Source organism: Kribbella sp. NPDC048928, from assembly GCF_043197975.1.
GTDB lineage: Bacteria > Actinomycetota > Actinomycetes > Propionibacteriales > Kribbellaceae > Kribbella.
Genome location: NZ_JBICUC010000007.1, coordinates 265,712 through 282,137, shown reverse-complemented (window position 1 = coordinate 282,137; position 16,426 = coordinate 265,712). Strand labels below are relative to the sequence as shown.

The following is a 16,426-nucleotide window of genomic DNA, read 5'->3' as shown; positions in this document are numbered from 1 at the left end:
GTCAGTTGGTGCGTACCACCCAGGTGTTGGACACCTTGTCGTGCCAGGTCTGCTTCTGCTCGTCCCACAGGGGCCACAGCGAGTCCAGGAAGCAGGCGTTGTTGAAGATGCCGCTCAAGAACTCCCGCAGAAACGCACGCCCGGCGCCGATCGTCTCGCCGGTCCGGGAGTCGATCAGCCGCAGATGCAGCACGCTCTTGCCGATGCTCTGCCCGGTACGTCCCTGCCGGAACACCCTGTTCCACAGGCCCAGGCCGAAGCTGGCGAGGAAGCCGACGATGAGCAGGATGATCGCGAAAGCGGACGGATCGTCGTCGTAGCGGTTCTGCCGAGTCAGGATGTCCGCGATGAACACCCCGTAGCCGATCGCGATCGGCACGCCGCTGATCAGCCCGTCGAGCAACGACGCCCCGACCCGCGGCAGCCAGTCGGCCAGCGGCGCCGGCGGACCGCCGTACCCGTAGCCGTAGCCCGGCGGCTGTTGCCCGTACGGTGGCTGCCCAGGAGGCTGACCGTACTGCGCCTGGGGATGCTGCTGCTGCCCGTACTGCGGTTGCCCATAAGGCTGGCCGTACTGGGGTCCGTAGGGCTGACCGTACTGTGGTCCGTAGGGCTGGCCAGGCTGTTGGCCAGGTTGTCCCGGCTGCTGGCCGTGCTGGGGCTGGTCGTCGGGCCGCTGGGGGTACCCGGGTGTGCTCACCTGAGGTCAGACCTTCACAACGTAGGTGTTGTTGATCTTGTCCGCGAACGTCTGCTTCTTCTCGTCCCACAGCGGCCACAGGTAGCCGATGTAGCAGGCCAGGCCGTCGAGGATGTGCGTGAGCTGCCGCAGGAACGTCTTGCCGATGCCGATCGGCTGGCCGGTGTCGGCGCCGACGAGCTTGATGTTCAGCACCTGCTTGCCGACGGTCTGCCCGGAGGTGCCCTGCCGGATCAGGATGTTCCAGATCGCCACACCGAGGCCGATCAGGTAGAAGATGACACCGATGATCACGAGCGCGGCGCTGTCGCTGGCGCTGGCGATCCCCGCGCCGATACCGCACGGGATACCGATCGTCGCGGCGTCGATCAGGTACGCACCGGCCCGGCTCGGCCAGTCCGCCAGATTGCCGGGGACCCCGCCGCCGTAGCCGTACTGCCCGGCACCCGGCTGCCCGTACTGCCCGGGCTGCTGCCCGTACCCGGGCTGTTGGCCGTACCCAGGCTGCTGCCCGTACTGGCCAGGCTGACCGTACTGACCAGGCTGACCGGGCTGCTGCCCGTAGCCGGGTTGTTGGCCGTACCCAGGCTGCTGCTGCCCGTACCCAGGCTGCTGCTGCCCGTACCCGGGCTGCTGGCCGTACTGACCAGGCTGCCCCGGCTGCTGCCCGTAGCCCGGCTGCTGACCGTACTGGCCGGGCTGTTGTGGGTCTTGCGGGCCGTAACCCGGCGGTGGCGTCGGATTGCTCACGACGATCCCTTCTGGCGTAAGTGCATTGAGGAGTGAGTTGCAGGCTAATCGTCCGACGGATCAGATCCACCGACGGATCCCACGCCGCGAGAGTTATCGTTGTGTTGTGAGCGTCTCGCAGAGTGTCGTCCTCCGGCCCACCGGTCCGGTGCGGCCGCTGGACCGCCGGGTGTGGGGCCTGACCGTGGTCGGCGTCGGCGGCTTCCTGCTGGCGGGGGTGTATCAGCTGTCCGGCCAACGGATCGGCGTTCCGTGCATCCTGCACGCGACGACCGGCCTGAACTGCCCGCTCTGCGGCTCGACGAGAATGGCCGCGTCCATGCTGCGTGGAGACTTCGCCGGGGCGTGGCACTTCAACCCCGTGGTCTTCGTGCTCGGGCCGCTGATCGCTGTTGCCGTCGGCTACCAACTGCTTGCCTGGTCGCTGGAGTCGCTCCGCCTGGTCAAGCTGCCGCGGCTGTCGATGAGCCGTCGTGCCGTCGACTGGACGGTGAACGGCCTGGTCGCGCTGCTGATCGCCTACGGCGTGGCCCGCAACCTGTTCTGAGACTGCTGCCGGCCGGGCGATGGCTACCGCCCGGCCGGAAAGCCTACTGACCGGGGCGGTAGAGCCCTGTGGAGTAGGAGACGATGCCGAGCACCAGGAACACGATGCCGCCGATCCAGGCAACCTTCGCCAGGGTGTCGGACTGGCCCTGCTCGCGGAACTTGCTCTGGCCGATCAGTCCGAGGACGATCGCGGCCGGAGAACAGCAGAACCAGCAGACGATGCCGATGATCGACAGGATCTTCGGCGTGTTGCTCGGCGGTGCAGTGGCCCCGTAGCCGGCGTTGCCACCGGGGTACGCGGCATAGCCGCCGGGCTGCTGGCCGTACGAGCCAGGCTGCTGCTGGCCGTAGCCGCCGGGCTGTTGCCCCGGCTGACCCGGCTGCCCCGGATAGGCACCGGGCTGCTGGCCGTAGCCGCCTTGACCTGGTTGGCCAGGCTGGCCGTACTGGCCCGGCTGCTGACCCGGCTGTTGGCCCGGGTAGCCCTGCGGTCCGTTCTGGTCGTTCTGGTCGTCGCCGGGAGGTGGCGTCGGTGTGCTCACCGCGGTTCCCTTCTGAGAACGTCGTGGAATTTGCGCAGCCTATCTTTTCCACAGGTTCGTGGTCATCCTCCCACTCCGGGCCTTCACCCCTTAGGGTTTCTGCCTGTGACCGAGACACCGCAATCGCCCGCACCCGACAACCAGGGTGCCGATCCTGCTCGTAACCTGCCCGTGCAGCCGGAGCAGCCGCCTCTCCGGGGCGGCCAGCAGGGTCAGCCAGGGCCTCACCAAGGACAGCCCGGGCAGTACGCGCCGCCGCCCGGCGCCTTCCCGCCACCGGTCGGTGGCCAGTTCGGGCAACAACAGCAGCCCCAGCAGCCCCAGTACGGCCAGCCGCAACTCCCACAGAACCTGCCGACCGGCCCCGTACTGGTGACGATCGGCGACATCTCCGTGGAGCAGCAGCGGATCGTCACCCCGGCCGGCGTGCTGCCGACCACCGGGTCGAACTGGTCGGCCATGGACATGTCGCGGACCGAGGAGAAGATCCCGGCCTGGGCGATCGTGCTGGCGATCATCTTCTTCCTGGCCTGCCTGCTCGGCCTGCTCTTCCTGCTGGTCAAGGAGCGCAAGACCACGGGCTTCGTCCAGGTCACGGTGCAGTACGGCAACCGCACCCACAACACCCACGTCGGCGTCAGCTCGCCGGACCAGGTGGCCGATGTGCTTGCCCGAGTCAACTATGCGCGAACCCTTTGCGTATAAGGGCCTTCAGAACGCCAACGGCCGCCGCGACAACTCGTCGCGGCGGCCGTTGCTGTTCGCGGGGGCGGATCAGCCGAAGCGGCCGGTGATGTAGTCCTCGGTGGCCTTCTCGGTCGGGTTGGAGAAGATCTGCTTGGTCGGCGCCATCTCGATCAACCGGCCCGGCTTACCGGTGGCAGCGAGGTTGAAGAACGCGGTCTGGTCGGACACGCGGGCCGCCTGCTGCATGTTGTGCGTGACGATGACGACCGTGAACCGGTCCTTGAGCTTCTCGATCAGGTCCTCGATCGCGAGCGTGGAGATCGGGTCCAGGGCCGAGCACGGTTCGTCCATCAAGATCACCTCCGGCTCGACCGCGATCGCCCGGGCGATGCAGAGCCGCTGCTGCTGACCGCCGGACAGACCGGCGCCCGGCTTGTCCAGCCGGTCCTTGACCTCGTTCCACAGGTTGGCACCCTTGAGCGACTCCTCGACCACCTGCGTGAGCTTCTTGCGGTCCTTGACGCCGTTCAGCTTCAGCCCGGACGCGACGTTGTCGAAGATCGACATCGTCGGGAACGGGTTCGGGCGCTGGAACACCATGCCGACGACCCGCCGGACCGCGACCGGGTCGATGCCGGAGGCGTACAGGTCCTGCTGGTCCAGCATCACCTTGCCCTCGACGCGGGCGCCGGGGATCACCTCGTGCATCCGGTTCAAGGTGCGCAGGAACGTGGACTTGCCGCAGCCGGACGGGCCGATGAACGCCGTGACCGAGCGGGGCTCGACCGTCATCGACACGTCTTCCACGGCCTTGAAATCGCCGTAGTAGACGTTGAGGCCGCTGACCTCGATGCGCTTTGCCATATCGACTCAGAACCTCTCGTGACTATTTCGACTTGACGGCGCTGAACCGGGCGATCAGCCGGGCCAGCAGGTTGAGAACGAGGATCAGCAGGATCAGCGTCAGCGCGGCCGCCCAGACGCGGGCCTCCGCGTTCGGCAGGGCCAGTTCGGTCCGATCCTGGTTGATCATCGTGGGCAGGGCGCCCATGAATCCGTTGAACGGGTTCAGGTTGATGTTCTTCGAGTAGCCGACCAGGATCAGCAGCGGCGCGGTCTCACCCATCACGCGGGCCAGGCCGAGCATCACGCCGGTGACGATGCCGCCGAACGCGGTCGGTACGACGACCTTCAGGATCGTCTTCCACTTCGGGACGCCGAGCGCGTACGACGCCTCCCGCAGCTCGTCCGGTACGAGTTTGAGCATCTCCTCGGTGGACCGCAGCACGACCGGAAGCATCAGCAGCACCAGCGACAGCGACACCGCGAAACCGACCCGGTTGAAGCCGAACACGGTGATCCAGATCGCGTAGATGAACAGCGCGGCGACGATCGACGGCACACCGGTGAGGATGTCGATCATGAAGCTGACCACCTTGGCGGCCCGGGTGCCCTTGCCGTACTCGACCAGGTAGACCGCGCCGAGGACGGCGATCGGGACCGCGATCACCGCGGTGATCAGCGCCATGATCAGTGTGCCCATGATCGCGTGGTAGGCGCCGCCGCCGGCCCGGCGGACGGTGATGCCGCGCTGCGACTGGCTCCACCAATCCGCGTTCAGCAGCAGGTGATAGCCCTTGCTGACAACGGTGAAGAGGATCCACAGCAGCGGGATCAGGGCGATCAGGAAGGCCAGCACGATCAGCACGCTGGCGAGCGTGTTCTTGAACGCGCGGGCGCCGGACTTCCCGGTCAGGTCCAGGACCTTCCCGTCGTACGCCGGCTTGTTCTCCGCTACGACACTCATCGTCGTCCTCGCTTCGCTCCGGGCGCCGATGAGGCACCAAGCGGACTGCGCCTTTTGATTCGCTCGCTGCGCTCGCTCATGCATTCGCTCCTTGGGCTGCGCCGGCGCGGCGGTTGCGTCGGGGCCGCTTCCGGGCGCCGGGGGCGCTGCGGTCTACGATGATGCGGGCCGCGGAGTTCACCAGGAAGGTGACCACGAACAGGACCAGGCCGGCCGCGATGTACGCGCCGGTCTTCTCCGGCGAGTCGAACTCGGCGGCGTTGTTGGCGATCTTCGACGCGAACGTCTCACCGCCGGCGAAGATCGACGGGTCCCACCGGTCGTTGCCGTTCGGCACCGTCAGGATGATCATCACCGCGACGGTCTCACCGAGCGCGCGGCCGAGGCCGAGCATCGAGGCGCTGACCACACCGGAGCGCCCGTACGGCAGCACCGACAGCCGGATCATCTCCCAGCGGGTCGCGCCGAGCGCCAGCGCGCCCTCGCGGTGCGCGATCGGCGTCTGCGCGAAGATCTCCCGGCTGATCGCGGTGACCACCGGCAGGATCATGATCGCCAGCACCACCGACACCGTGAAGACCACACCGACGTTGTCGCCGATCGGCTTGGCGAACACCGGGATCCAGCCCAGCGCGGCATCCAGCCCGTTGATCACCGGGCGCAGGATCGGTGCGAAGAACAGGGCGCCCCACAGGCCGTACACGATCGACGGCACGGCGGCGAGCAGGTCGACCGCGTGCGCCACCGGGGCGGCCAGCCGCTTCGGGGCGTAGTACGTGACGAAGAGTGCGACGCCGATCGCGATCGGGACCGCGATCAGCATCGCGATGATCGAGCTGACCACGGTGGTGTAGAAGAGTGCGGCGATACCGAACTGCGGGTTGTCGCCGCCGGGCTCCCAGACCCGGGAGAACAGGAAGCTGCTCTTGTCGTCGGCCAGCGACGGGATCGCCAGCGCCAGCAGGAAGATGCCGACGAACGCGACGATCAGGACCACCAGGCCGCCGGACCCGCGGGCGAGCCCGCCGAACAGCCGGTCGCCGAGATGGCCGACCGGGCCGAGGTCCAGCTCGGCGCCTGCCTTGCCGGCGGTCGCCGTACCGGCGGTAGCCTCCACGCCGGCCTCGGTCGTCAAACCGGCGTCGGTCGTCACGCCGGCTTCGGTCATCACCTCGGCGGATGCCTGCTCGTGGGCGGCCTCGTGCTCGGCGTGCTCGGTGGCCAGGCCGCCGAACTTCGGCGTCGGGCCGGCGTCCTCGTGGACCAGATCCTCGATCGTGGGGGTGGGCTCGTGGGCCGTCCGGTCCTGGTCGGCCGCGTCTGCCGCGGCCACCTGGTCCGCGGCGGTGCCGTCCGGCCGGTCGGGCGGTGCCGTGCCGTCTGGACTACTCATCGATGGTGCTCCAAGCGCCTGAGTCGTGATGTGTCACATCGGTGTCCGAAGAGGCGAAGCCCCGGCCGCCTCCGATGACTCGGACCGGCCGGGGCTCGCATCAGTACTGCTTCGCGATCAGCTGATCGCCTGGATCGCGGCGTCGACCTTGGTCTGGATCTCGGCCGGGAGCGGCGCGTAGTTCAGGTCGGTCAGCGAGGCCTGGCCGTCCTTGCTGACGAAGTAGCTCAGGAAGCTCTTCACCAGCGCGGTCTTCTCGGCCGGCAGGCCCTTGGTGCAGGCGACCTCGTAGGTGACCAGGATGATCGGGTAGGCGCCCTCGGCCTTGGTCGCGTAGTCCAGCTTCAGCGCCAGGTCCTTGCCGGTCGGGTCGGCCGGCTGCGCCGCGGCGAGCGCCTTGCCGGCGGACTCGGCGGTCAGCTCGACCGGGGTGCCCGAGCCGGTGTCGATTTGGGCGATGCCCAGCTTGTTGTCGACGGCGTACGACCACTCGACGTACGAGATCGAGTTCTTGGTGCTCTTGACGCCCTCGGCGACACCGGCGGACTTCTCCTTGCCGGAGCCCGTGCCGGTCCACTTCTTGGCCGGCTCACCGGTCCACGCGCCGCCACCGGAGGCCTTCAGGTACTTGGTGAAGTTCTCCGTGGTGCCGGACTCGTCGGAGCGGAAGAACACCGAGATCGGGGCCGACGGCAGCGTGACGCCCGAGTTCAGCTTGGCGATCGCCGGGTCGTTCCAGGTCTTGATGGAGCCCTGGAAGATCTTCGCGGCGGTCGGGCCGTCGAGGACCAGCTTGGTCACGCCGTCCACGTTGTAGGAGATCGCGACCGGGCCGATGACCATCGGCAGGTCGATCGCCGCATTGCCCTGGCAGCGCTTCGTGGCCGCGGTCATCTCGTCCGGCTTCAGGGACGAGTCGGAGCCGGCGAAGTCCACCTGGTTCGCGTTGAACTGCTTGATACCCGCGCCGGAGCCGGTCGGGTTGTAGTTCACCGTGACGTCGGCGCACTGCTCGTTGTACTTGCTGATGATCTCGTCGATGGCGTTCTTCTGCGCCGACGAGCCTTCGGCGTTCAGGGTGCCCTTCGGGCAGTCGGCCGCGGCCGACGACGAGGACGACCCGGGGCTCGACGAACCCGACGGCTCGGGGTCACTGCCACAGGCGCTCAAGGCGAGGACGCCGAGGGAAGCCACGGCGACGGAGCCGACGCGGAACAGGCGATTGACGGACACGAGAGTGTTGCCCTTCTGCGGGAATCAGACTTCTGAACTTCCACAGACGGTAGGGAGACCAGGTGACGCGGCGGCCGGTCGGCGGTGAACGAGCGGTGAACGGTTTCAGTAGCGTGTGCGACGGCTGGCGTGCCGCCAGGCGGCCAATAGGTGAACTGAGTTAGGAGCCGTCACTCTGCGTTGATGTAAATGCCATCATGCTCACGTTTCGGTAACGCTCAGCGCATCTGCCACGTGAACGATCGACGGCGGCTCAGCTGGAGAAGTCCTCCGGAGCGACGCCGTCCAGGAACGCGCGGAAGCGTTCCAGCTCGGCCTGCTCCTCCTCGGGAGTGGCGACGCCGGCCTCCCGCAGGACCTCCTCGGTGCAGCGGATCGGCGTGCCCAGCCGGACCGCGAGCGCCACCGAGTCGCTCGGCCGTGCGGACACCCGGACGCCGTTCGCGAGCACGAGCTCGGCGTAGAAGACCGCGTCCCGCAGTTCGACGATCTCGACGGCCTCGATGTGCACGTCGAACGCCTGGATCAGGTCCCGCATCAGGTCGTGGGTGAGCGGGCGCGACGGGCGCAGGCCCTGCTCCTCGTACGCGATCGCGGTCGCCTCGACCGAGCCGATCGAGATCGGCAGGTAGCGGTAGCCCTCGGTCTCGCGCAGCATCATCACCGGGGCCCGGTTGGGCGATTCCATCCGGATCCCGATCAGTGTCAGTTCTCGCATCATCGTCATGGTGCGCCCCGAACCTCTCCTCAGACCGGCACCCGGTGGGGCGCCGGTTCCTCGGGTAGGAACATACCCGTCACCTCCAGTGTCACCCTGCTGCCCCTTCGGCCGTGCCTCGATCGTCACCGAGCCGTGTCGCGGGTCCAGCGCCCTGCGTCGAAGGTTCTTTGGCGCAGGGCACTACGGTGCGCTGAAACGCTCGGTCACGACGCGGCCGTCGGCCAGCCGATGGGCGACCAGGAACGAGCCCGTGGCGAACTTGCCCACCTTCAGACCCAGCTCCCGCGACAGTGCCGGCAGCACCGGGCGGTGCGAGCAGACGACTGTCACGCGATCCTGTCGCCACACCCGCTCCGTCAGCCCGCGCAGGCGGTCCGGATCGGCGTCGTACCCTCGCTCGGAGATCTCCGGCCACAGGTGGATGTGGCGGTCGAGCGAGGCGGCGTACGGCATGACCGTCGCCACACAACGCTCCGCGTCGCTGCTGATGATGCGGTTCGCGCCCAGGGCCCCCAGTACGTCGCTGAGCCGGTCTGCCACCGCCGTACCGGTGCTGCTGAGTGGACGGAGCGTGTCCTTGCCGTCCCAGTCCTTGCGCTTCACCGCATCCGCGTGCCGTACGACGACGACAGTGGCGACCACTGGGACCACGTGCTCCAATGCGTCGAGGATGTCGACGTCACGCGGGTAGCTGAGCTTCCCGCGGGCCTTGTCGACGGAGAGCCAGCTGACCTCGTCCACCTCGTCGTTGGGCTCGAAGTCGCCGCCGTCGACCGCTGTGGCGGACCAGTAGTGCACGAGCTTCTCCGCCGTACTGCCGTTTTTGCGGATCGAGTAACGCTGCACCCCGAGCGATGGGCCGAACACGACCCGCTGCCCGGTCTCCTCCTCGATCTCCCGCCGCGCACCGAGCAGCACGTGCTCGTGGGCGGTCAGCTTGCCTTTCGGGAGGGACCAGTCGTCGTACCGGGGCCGGTGCACCAGCAGCACCTGCCGGGTGCCGCCGCGTTCCCGCCAGACGACACCACCCGCGGCGATAACCGTCGCCGGGTTGCTCATGCATCCACCCTAAGACGTGGCTAACTGATTACGTCGGAGGTTCGGCGCCGGCCACGGGTGCCGATCAGGCGCTCCTGCAGGTCACGCAGAGGCTCCCCGTCCGGCCCGGTCAGGCGGGCCTGCCAGTTGTCGTCCGGCTGCAGCCACCAGGAGCCGGTGGTCTCGTCCATCGCCAGGTCGAACATCTCGCCCAGTTCCGTGACGTGGTCCTGCTGCTTCAGTTGTACGAGCACCTCGACGCGACGGTCCAGGTTCCGGTGCATGAGGTCCGCGGAACCGATCCACACCTCCGGCTCGCCGCCGTTCTCGAACAGGAACACGCGGCTGTGCTCGAGGAAGCGGCCCAGGATGCTGCGGACCTGGATGTTCTCCGACAGACCGGGCACGCCGGGGCGCAGCGTACAGATGCCCCGGATCCACAGGTCGACCGGTACGCCGGCCTGCGACGCCCGGTACAGCGCGTCGCACAGCGCCTCGTCGACCAGGCTGTTCACCTTGATCCGGATCCTTGCCGGGCGGCCCGCGTGGTGGTGCTGGATCTCGCGGTCGATGCGCTCGACGAGCCCTCGCCGTACTGACTGGGGAGCGACCAGGATCCGCCGGTAGCCGGCGCTGCGCCCGAAACCGGACAGGTGGTTGAAAAGCAGCGCTACGTCCTCGGTGACCACCTTGTCGCTGGTGAGCAACCCCAGGTCCTCGTAGAGCCTGGCTGTCTTCGGGTGGTAGTTCCCGGTGCCGATGTGCGCGTAGCGGCGCAGACCGTCTGGCTCGTCGCGGACGACCATCGACAGCTTGCAGTGCGTCTTCAGACCGATCACGCCGTACACGACATGGCAGCCGGCATGCTCGAGTTGGCGGGCCCACTTGATGTTGGCCTGCTCGTCGAAGCGCGCCTGGATCTCGACCAGTACCAGGACCTGCTTGCCGGCCTCCGCCGCGTCGATCAGCGCGTCGACGATCGGGGAGTCACCGCTGGTGCGGTACAGGGTCTGCTTGATCGCCAGTACGTGCGGGTCCGCGGCGGCCTGCTCGATGAAGCGCTGGACGCTCGTGGAGAACGAGTCGTACGGGTGGTGGACGAGCACGTCGCGCTGCTTGAGCGCGTGGAACATGTCCGCCGGGTTGGACGTCTCCACCTCGGCCAGGTGCGGGTGCGTCGACGGTACGAACGCGGGGTACTTCAGCTCGGCCCGGTCCAGGCTGGCGATCGTGAACAGGCCACGAAGGTCCAGCGGGCCGGGGAGCTCGAAGACCTCGGCATCGGTGACGCCCAGCTCGGACAGCAGCAGGGCCCGTACCTGCGGGTCGATCGACTCCTCAACCTCGAGCCGGACCGGCGGGCCGAACCTTCTGCGCAGCAGCTCCTTCTCGAGCGCGGCCAGCAGGTTCTCCGCGTCGTCCTCCTCGACCTCGAGGTCCTCGTTGCGGGTCACCCGGAAGGTGTGCTGCTGGATCACCTCCATGCCCGGGAACAGCTGGCCGAGGTGGGTGGCGATGACGTCCTCGAGCGGCACGAACCGGCCCTCGGCGACCTTCGCGAACCGGGGGAGCAGCGGCGGCACCTTGACCCGCGCGAAGTGCTCGCCGCCGGTCTCGGGATTGCGGACCACGACCGCCAGGTTCAGGCTCAGGCCGGAGATGTACGGGAACGGGTGCGACGGGTCGACCGCGAGCGGTGTCAGCACCGGGAAGATGCGGTCCCGGAAGAACCGGGTCATGTCCTCGCGCTCGCTGTGCTCCAGCTCGTCCCAGCGCAGGATCTCGATGCCCTGCTCGGTCAGTGCCGGCTGCACCGACTTCCGCCAGGTCTCGGCGTGCCGGTCCATCAGCTCGCGGCTCTTCGCCAGGCTGCGGTCGAGCACCTCGCGGGGGAGCAGGCCGCTGGCCGCCTTCACCGCGACCCCGGCCGCGATCCGGCGCTTCAGGCCGGCGACGCGGACCATGTAGAACTCGTCCAGGTTGCTGGCGAAGATCGCGAGGAACTTGGCCCGCTCGAGCAGCGGGATCTGATCGTTCTCCGCGAGCTCCAGGACCCGCTGGTTGAACGTCAGCCAGCTCAGCTCCCGGTCCGAGAACCGGTCCACAGGCAGGTCGCCGGCCGCATTGATGTCGTACGGCGGCTCGACGTCGTACTCCCGGTTGTGGGATGCCAGCAAGTCTCCTGCCACGTCGACAAGGATCGCACCCTTTGATGAACAACGGGTAGCCGTCCGCGCGTTGCCGGATGTGACGTATCTCGTCGGCTGTGCAACAGGTTGTGCGGCTCACCAGCTGCCCAGTTGCTAGCGTCACCTCTCGTGGACCTACGACTGGATTCGGTACTGCGCGACGCGGTGAACTCCGTACAAGCCAACGCCACCGCCCCGCTCTACGCCCTGCCCACCGCCGTACGGCGGCGACTCGCCGGTGCGCCGATCCAGATCGACGGGAACACCCTGGACCCGGACGTCCAGCTGCTGCTGCGGATCGACAACCTGTTGCCGCACACAACGAAGACGGACGCCGCGACGACCCGTACCCGCTTCCGCAACCTGCTGAAGCTCGTTCCCGGTACGCCGCCTCAGGTGCAACGAGTGACCGACCTGACTGTCCGGGGCGCCGCGGGCCAGTTGGGCGCGCGCCTGTACGTACCAGCCGATGCCGGGCTCGGCCTCCTGGTGTTCTTCCACGGCGGCGGGTGGGTGGTGGGCGACCTCGACACCCATGACGCGCTCTGTCGCACCATGGCCGCCGAGGCCGGGATCCGGGTGCTGTCCGTCGACTACAGCCTCGCCCCAGAAGCACCCGCGCCGACGGCCGCCGAGGACGCGATCGCCGCGTTCACGTGGGCCGTCGAGCACGCAGAGGACCTCGGTGTGGACCCCGCACTGGTAGCAGTCGGCGGCGACAGCGCCGGCGGCAACCTCGCAGCCGTCGTCGCCCAGCAGACCGTCCGCCGCGGACTCCCCGTACCGGCGCTCCAGGTCCTCCTCTACCCAGCCGTCGACCTCGTCGCCCGCCGGCCCAGCCGGGACCTGTTCTCCGAGGGCTTCATCCTCACTGAGGAAGACATCATCTGGTACCGCGACCTCTACACCCCCGACCCCAAACTCCGCCCCGACCCGATCGTCTCCCCGCTCCGCGCCGACGACCTCACCGGCCTCCCCCCGACCTACCTCACCACCGGCGGCTTCGACCCCCTACGCGACGAGGGCCTCGAATACGCCCAAGCCCTCACCAAAGCCGGCAACAACCTCACCCACGCCCACCACCCGACCCTCCCCCACGGCTACGCCAACCTCCTAACAATCCCCGGCCCCACCCGCCAAGCCCACTCCCACCTGACCAACCACCTCAGAAACACCCTCCACCAGCCCTGTGGATAACTTCCGCGGCCAGCGGACGTACGTCGATATCGTGGCGAGCAGTAGTCGACCTGTTCTCAAGGAGCCACCATGACGTTCGACTTGGCGCGGTTCAGCTCCGCGTTCGCGCAGGCCCGGCATGAGCAGAAGACCGATCCCGCCTTCGACCTCGAGGCGGCCCAACAGAGGCTGCAGTTGTTGATCGCGGACGAGCCACCGGGCGAGGATCGTACCTTCGCGCTCGGCATGATCGAGGACCTCGCCAAGCCGCCACCCCCGCCGCGGGAGTACGGCCCGCTGTACCACGAAGCCGGCGCGATCCACGCAGCAGCGTTCCTGGCAGAGGGAACCGACGAGGAGAAGGCAGACGCCCTCGCGGAGGCCCGGCACAAGATCTGGGCGATCGCCGACAGAGCTCCCGCCGACGAGGCCCCAAGCATCAGGGGTATGACGCGAGCGCTCGACCACATGGAGACCATGCTGCGCGGGCACTGGCCCGAGAGCTGACGTGAACCCCGACCAGCGGATCTCACCGGATTCGTTCGTCTACCAAGAGGTCGCGCGCCTGTACGAGATCGCACAGTCGATGCGTCCGGTGGCCACCGATCGCTGGAATCGTGAGTTGTATGCGACGAGCTCAGACACGATGGGCAGTCTCGACCCGAAGACTGGGGCACTCAGGCTGTCGGGCCATCGAGTTCTCCTGCATCTCACGGGCTCAGTCTCGCCTGTCCAGGCGGCCGATCAGGTCGAAGCACTGGCGACCGTCCTGCACGAGGCAACGCACGGCGGCATGCACATCAAGGCGCAAGCCAAGCGGAACGCGGTCTGGACCGAACACTCTCGTGGTGTGATGGAAGGTTTCGCCGAGGTTCGGACGGCTGTCGACCTCGAACTGTTCGCGAAGCGCGCGGGCTACGCCGGCCTGACCTTTGGCGATCCCCAATACCCAGGCGCCTTCGCGGCAACCAGCGACCTCATGGTCCACATCACCGGGCCGGCGTACCGACTGGACACCCTTATCAACGACGGCTGCCGCGGGCCCGGGCTCATGCACTTCGACCAGTTCGCCCACGCCGCCGTAGCGAACCACCTCTCTGAACTGACCCATCGCGACGCATCAACCCAGCAAGCGATCCGGGCCCAACTGATCGAGCCGATGCTGCACGCGCACTGGCCGACTCTCCCCGCCACAGAAGCGGACACCGGCCACGCCGTAGCCCGAGAGATCCGCTCCAAACTGGACGTCAAAATAGCCGAAATCCGCCACGACTACCGCCTACCCCCAACCCCACCCACCACCCCACCGCCGAGCCCTCAACCACGCACCCCTCAAACGTCCAGCACCCCACCGCCCGCGGCCGCGCAACTCCCTCCATCCGCGTCCAACGCCCACACAGACACCCTCAACGCCCTCCGCTTCCTGACCGCCCAGCCCCCACCCACCGGCGCCCCTCGCCGCCCACCCCAAGCCAACGCCCCCAGACCACCCCACCACCTGCAGACCACCCGGCCCGGCAGCCAGCGCGCGCCGCGGCTCCAACCCGGTTGATCCCGATCGAGTTGATGACCCGCCGCTTGTCCCACTCCTGCTCGAAATAATGAAGAAATCGCCGACCCGCGGTCAGCGATCGGCGTCTACGAGAGCGATGCTGTCCCAGAGGAACCACATGGTCGATCGTCAGGGGCGCCGGACGTGGGCCACTCACCAACTGAGCTTGGCTGCGTCGATCGAAGCGTGCGACACCCTTTGATCAGCGGCCGGTTCACGCTTTGGTGAGTGCCGCCGGTTCGTCCGACAAGCATGGAGCCGGACGGCTGCGATGCCTCGCGCTAGCCCCCGGGTTAGCGGCCGGGATCTACGAGAACGGGAACGGCCTCGCGGACCTGCAGCGGAGTTTGGGGCCCGGTAATTGGCAGCGTTCCGGCAATCGGCATAGCTTGGCTGCCGGCGATCGCAAAGGCCGCTGCATAGTTCACGGTGACCGAAAGCCTGACATCACCGCGGCGCAGGTATTTGTGCGTGATTTCCTTCGAGGGATATGGACCGCCCGGTGAGGTCGTCGTCACGTCCGGGGTCCCGTCGCCGAAATGCCAGGTGTAGCTGACAGGCTCCCCGATGACTGTGACCGGATAGCCAAGCAGTGTGACGGTTACCTTTGTCTGCTTCTTCTGATCGGTGTAAACGATCGTGTCCAGGTTGACCAAGGTTCTCCCGGTCGGCTGGACTCTGACCGCGAGCTTCGGAAGCGGAACGTCCACTGTCTGCTGCTGAATCTGCGTTCGGATCTGATCGATGGCCTGTTGGGCGGTGTTACGCCTCTTTTGAGCGTCCAGGTACTCGAACCATGCTTTGCACCGGCTCGGACCCTCGATCGTCCCGTCGGGGAGGCGATTGCAGATCCCGTCGTTGAGGCGATGCAACTGGGTGTCGGTTGTCATCATTTGGAGCTCGGTCAGCGTCTTGGGTCGGCGCGAGACCGGTTTATGGCTGGATTCCTTACGGCTGGTACTGGACCCGTGCGTCTTTTTGCCCGATGTGTATGTGTGGCTGTTCGCGCGTGACTTCGCGGCCAAACGCACCAGTTCCTTCACGAGCAGTGGGTCCACCTCGGGGGTCGGCCCGCCGGTTGCTGCCCCGCTGCGCTTGTCTGTGGTGGTCTCGCCAGCCGTAGCAGTGAGCGACTGGCCGAGCAGAGCAATCCCGAGTGCGGCTGCGAGGATCCAGGCTGTACCGCGGTGCGTCATCGTGTCGTCAACTCCATCTCGAACATCTGCCAGTTGCCACCAGTTGCTGCGAGCACCATTTCCTCGGTGTACGGCGTCGCCTGGACGACGACCGGCGTCGAGGTCCGCGACCGTCGTGCCGTGTACTTGCCCACAGTGACATCGGTCGTTGCGGCGACCTTGTCCTTTGCCGTGCGAGTGAGTTCCGTAACTTCGACGACGCGTTCGAGGTAGTCGCCGCTCAGGCCACCGCCGGCCTCGTTGATCTTCTCCACTGAGGCGTAGTACTTGCTGCAACCGTCGCAGTCCGTTGCGCTGACTGTCCGCATCCCGCTCGTGTCACCTGTCGCGGCCGCGTAATTCATCAGCGAGATGTAGTGCCGAACGAACTGTTCGGCTGCAGCCAATGTCAGTCCATAGGCGCCTTCTGGGCGCGTCGGAGGGGTGGGCGTCGCTTTCGCGGCTGAGCCGGTGGGTGATGCCTCGGCGGCTGCTGGAGTGACGTCAGGCCGTCCGGCTTCCGGACTGCCTGTCGCGCACGCAGCCAACGAGGCTGCCGAAGCAACAGTCAGCAGCACGCACGCCAGCAGGCGGTCGCATGTCGTCACAAGTGGCACCTCTCCGTAGTCACGCCCTCTGATCGTAATCGGGAAAGGGCGATTGAGGAGATGTCAAAAGCTGCAGTTGTGGACAACCGGGGGTTGAGGGCCAGGAGCCGCCCGGCTGGGGGGTTAGAGGCTCGGACGGCTCCTGGTTGGGGGTGGGACGGGTGGGGGTTGGGTTTATGACGCGGATGGATTTGTGATGCCGTTCACAAGGAGTGCCGGTGAGGGCCTGGCTGTCCAGGGTGGTGGGGTAGGGCGTGCTAGGCGGCGGTCGGGCGAACTCGTGTCCAGCTTTTGAAGTCCGTGGGG

17 protein-coding genes are annotated in these 16,426 nt (G+C 67.3%); 5 read left to right on the top strand and 12 right to left on the bottom strand.

Features of this window, described 5'->3' with window-relative positions; genetic code table 11:
- Position 1: 1 nt before the first annotated feature.
- On the bottom strand, positions 2-700 hold the full coding sequence (locus ACGFI6_RS29545) for an RDD family protein (protein ID WP_393124236.1): 699 nt from the start codon (positions 698-700) through the stop codon (positions 2-4).
- Between the two features lie 6 nt (positions 701-706).
- Positions 707-1,450 (bottom strand): RDD family protein, encoded by a 744-nt coding sequence (locus tag ACGFI6_RS29540; RefSeq protein ID WP_393124234.1) that lies wholly within the window; start codon positions 1,448-1,450, stop codon positions 707-709.
- A 106-nt stretch (positions 1,451-1,556) separates the two neighbouring features.
- Here ACGFI6_RS29540 and ACGFI6_RS29535 point away from each other — a divergent pair, with 106 nt between their 5' ends.
- Positions 1,557-1,997, top strand: coding sequence for a DUF2752 domain-containing protein (locus ACGFI6_RS29535; RefSeq protein WP_393124232.1), 441 nt, complete (start codon positions 1,557-1,559; stop codon positions 1,995-1,997).
- Between the two features lie 43 nt (positions 1,998-2,040).
- Here the strand turns inward: ACGFI6_RS29535 and ACGFI6_RS29530 are convergent, their stop codons facing one another.
- Positions 2,041-2,541: a hypothetical protein gene (locus tag ACGFI6_RS29530; protein ID WP_393124230.1), complete on the bottom strand. Its 501-nt coding sequence runs from the start codon at positions 2,539-2,541 to the stop codon at positions 2,041-2,043.
- A gap of 105 nt (positions 2,542-2,646) precedes the next feature.
- Between ACGFI6_RS29530 and ACGFI6_RS29525 the strand changes: the two genes are divergently transcribed.
- Positions 2,647-3,246 (top strand): hypothetical protein, encoded by a 600-nt coding sequence (locus ACGFI6_RS29525; RefSeq protein WP_393124228.1) that lies wholly within the window; start codon positions 2,647-2,649, stop codon positions 3,244-3,246.
- Positions 3,247-3,315: 69 nt separating this feature from the next.
- Here the strand turns inward: ACGFI6_RS29525 and pstB are convergent, their stop codons facing one another.
- From pstB to ACGFI6_RS29490, 7 genes are all read right to left on the bottom strand, one after another.
- Entirely contained in the window at positions 3,316-4,092 is a 777-nt protein-coding gene (gene pstB, locus ACGFI6_RS29520; protein WP_393124226.1) for a phosphate ABC transporter ATP-binding protein PstB, read from the bottom strand.
- A 22-nt stretch (positions 4,093-4,114) separates the two neighbouring features.
- A complete protein-coding gene (gene pstA / locus ACGFI6_RS29515) occupies positions 4,115-5,035 on the bottom strand; it encodes a phosphate ABC transporter permease PstA (RefSeq protein WP_393124224.1) in 921 nt (306 codons plus the stop codon).
- Between the two features lie 76 nt (positions 5,036-5,111).
- The gene (pstC, locus tag ACGFI6_RS29510; protein ID WP_393124707.1) at positions 5,112-6,152 is read right to left on the bottom strand and encodes a phosphate ABC transporter permease subunit PstC; all 1,041 of its coding nucleotides are present in this window, start codon (positions 6,150-6,152) and stop codon (positions 5,112-5,114) included.
- Positions 6,153-6,545: 393 nt separating this feature from the next.
- Positions 6,546-7,661 (bottom strand): phosphate ABC transporter substrate-binding protein PstS, encoded by a 1,116-nt coding sequence (pstS, locus tag ACGFI6_RS29505; RefSeq protein WP_393124222.1) that lies wholly within the window; start codon positions 7,659-7,661, stop codon positions 6,546-6,548.
- A gap of 253 nt (positions 7,662-7,914) precedes the next feature.
- A complete protein-coding gene (locus ACGFI6_RS29500; protein WP_393124220.1) occupies positions 7,915-8,379 on the bottom strand; it encodes a bifunctional nuclease family protein in 465 nt (154 codons plus the stop codon).
- 183 nt (positions 8,380-8,562) lie between these two features.
- Positions 8,563-9,441 carry an NUDIX domain-containing protein gene (locus ACGFI6_RS29495; RefSeq protein WP_393124218.1) on the bottom strand — a complete coding sequence of 293 codons (879 nt, stop codon included), beginning with the start codon at positions 9,439-9,441 and terminating at the stop codon, positions 8,563-8,565.
- 20 nt (positions 9,442-9,461) lie between these two features.
- Complete coding sequence (locus ACGFI6_RS29490) at positions 9,462-11,594, bottom strand: RNA degradosome polyphosphate kinase (RefSeq protein ID WP_393124705.1); 2,133 nt, start codon at positions 11,592-11,594, stop codon at positions 9,462-9,464.
- 144 nt (positions 11,595-11,738) lie between these two features.
- On the opposite strand from ACGFI6_RS29490, the gene ACGFI6_RS29485 reads away from it, so the two are divergent.
- The 3 genes from ACGFI6_RS29485 (at position 11,739) to ACGFI6_RS29475 (ending at position 14,337) form a co-directional block, all read left to right on the top strand.
- Entirely contained in the window at positions 11,739-12,806 is a 1,068-nt protein-coding gene (locus ACGFI6_RS29485) for an alpha/beta hydrolase (protein ID WP_393124216.1), read from the top strand.
- Positions 12,807-12,875: 69 nt separating this feature from the next.
- Positions 12,876-13,292 carry a hypothetical protein gene (locus ACGFI6_RS29480; RefSeq protein ID WP_393124214.1) on the top strand — a complete coding sequence of 139 codons (417 nt, stop codon included), beginning with the start codon at positions 12,876-12,878 and terminating at the stop codon, positions 13,290-13,292.
- 88 nt (positions 13,293-13,380) lie between these two features.
- Positions 13,381-14,337 (top strand): hypothetical protein, encoded by a 957-nt coding sequence (locus ACGFI6_RS29475; RefSeq protein WP_393124212.1) that lies wholly within the window; start codon positions 13,381-13,383, stop codon positions 14,335-14,337.
- Positions 14,338-14,630: 293 nt separating this feature from the next.
- Here ACGFI6_RS29475 and ACGFI6_RS29470 read toward each other — a convergent pair whose 3' ends face one another.
- Both ACGFI6_RS29470 and ACGFI6_RS29465 read right to left on the bottom strand, forming a co-directional pair.
- Positions 14,631-15,533 (bottom strand): PKD domain-containing protein, encoded by a 903-nt coding sequence (locus ACGFI6_RS29470; RefSeq protein WP_393124210.1) that lies wholly within the window; start codon positions 15,531-15,533, stop codon positions 14,631-14,633.
- Entirely contained in the window at positions 15,530-16,090 is a 561-nt protein-coding gene (locus tag ACGFI6_RS29465) for a DUF6318 family protein (protein ID WP_393124208.1), read from the bottom strand. The genes ACGFI6_RS29470 and ACGFI6_RS29465 overlap by 4 nt, the downstream gene beginning before the upstream one ends.
- Between the last annotated feature and the right edge of the window lie 336 nt (positions 16,091-16,426).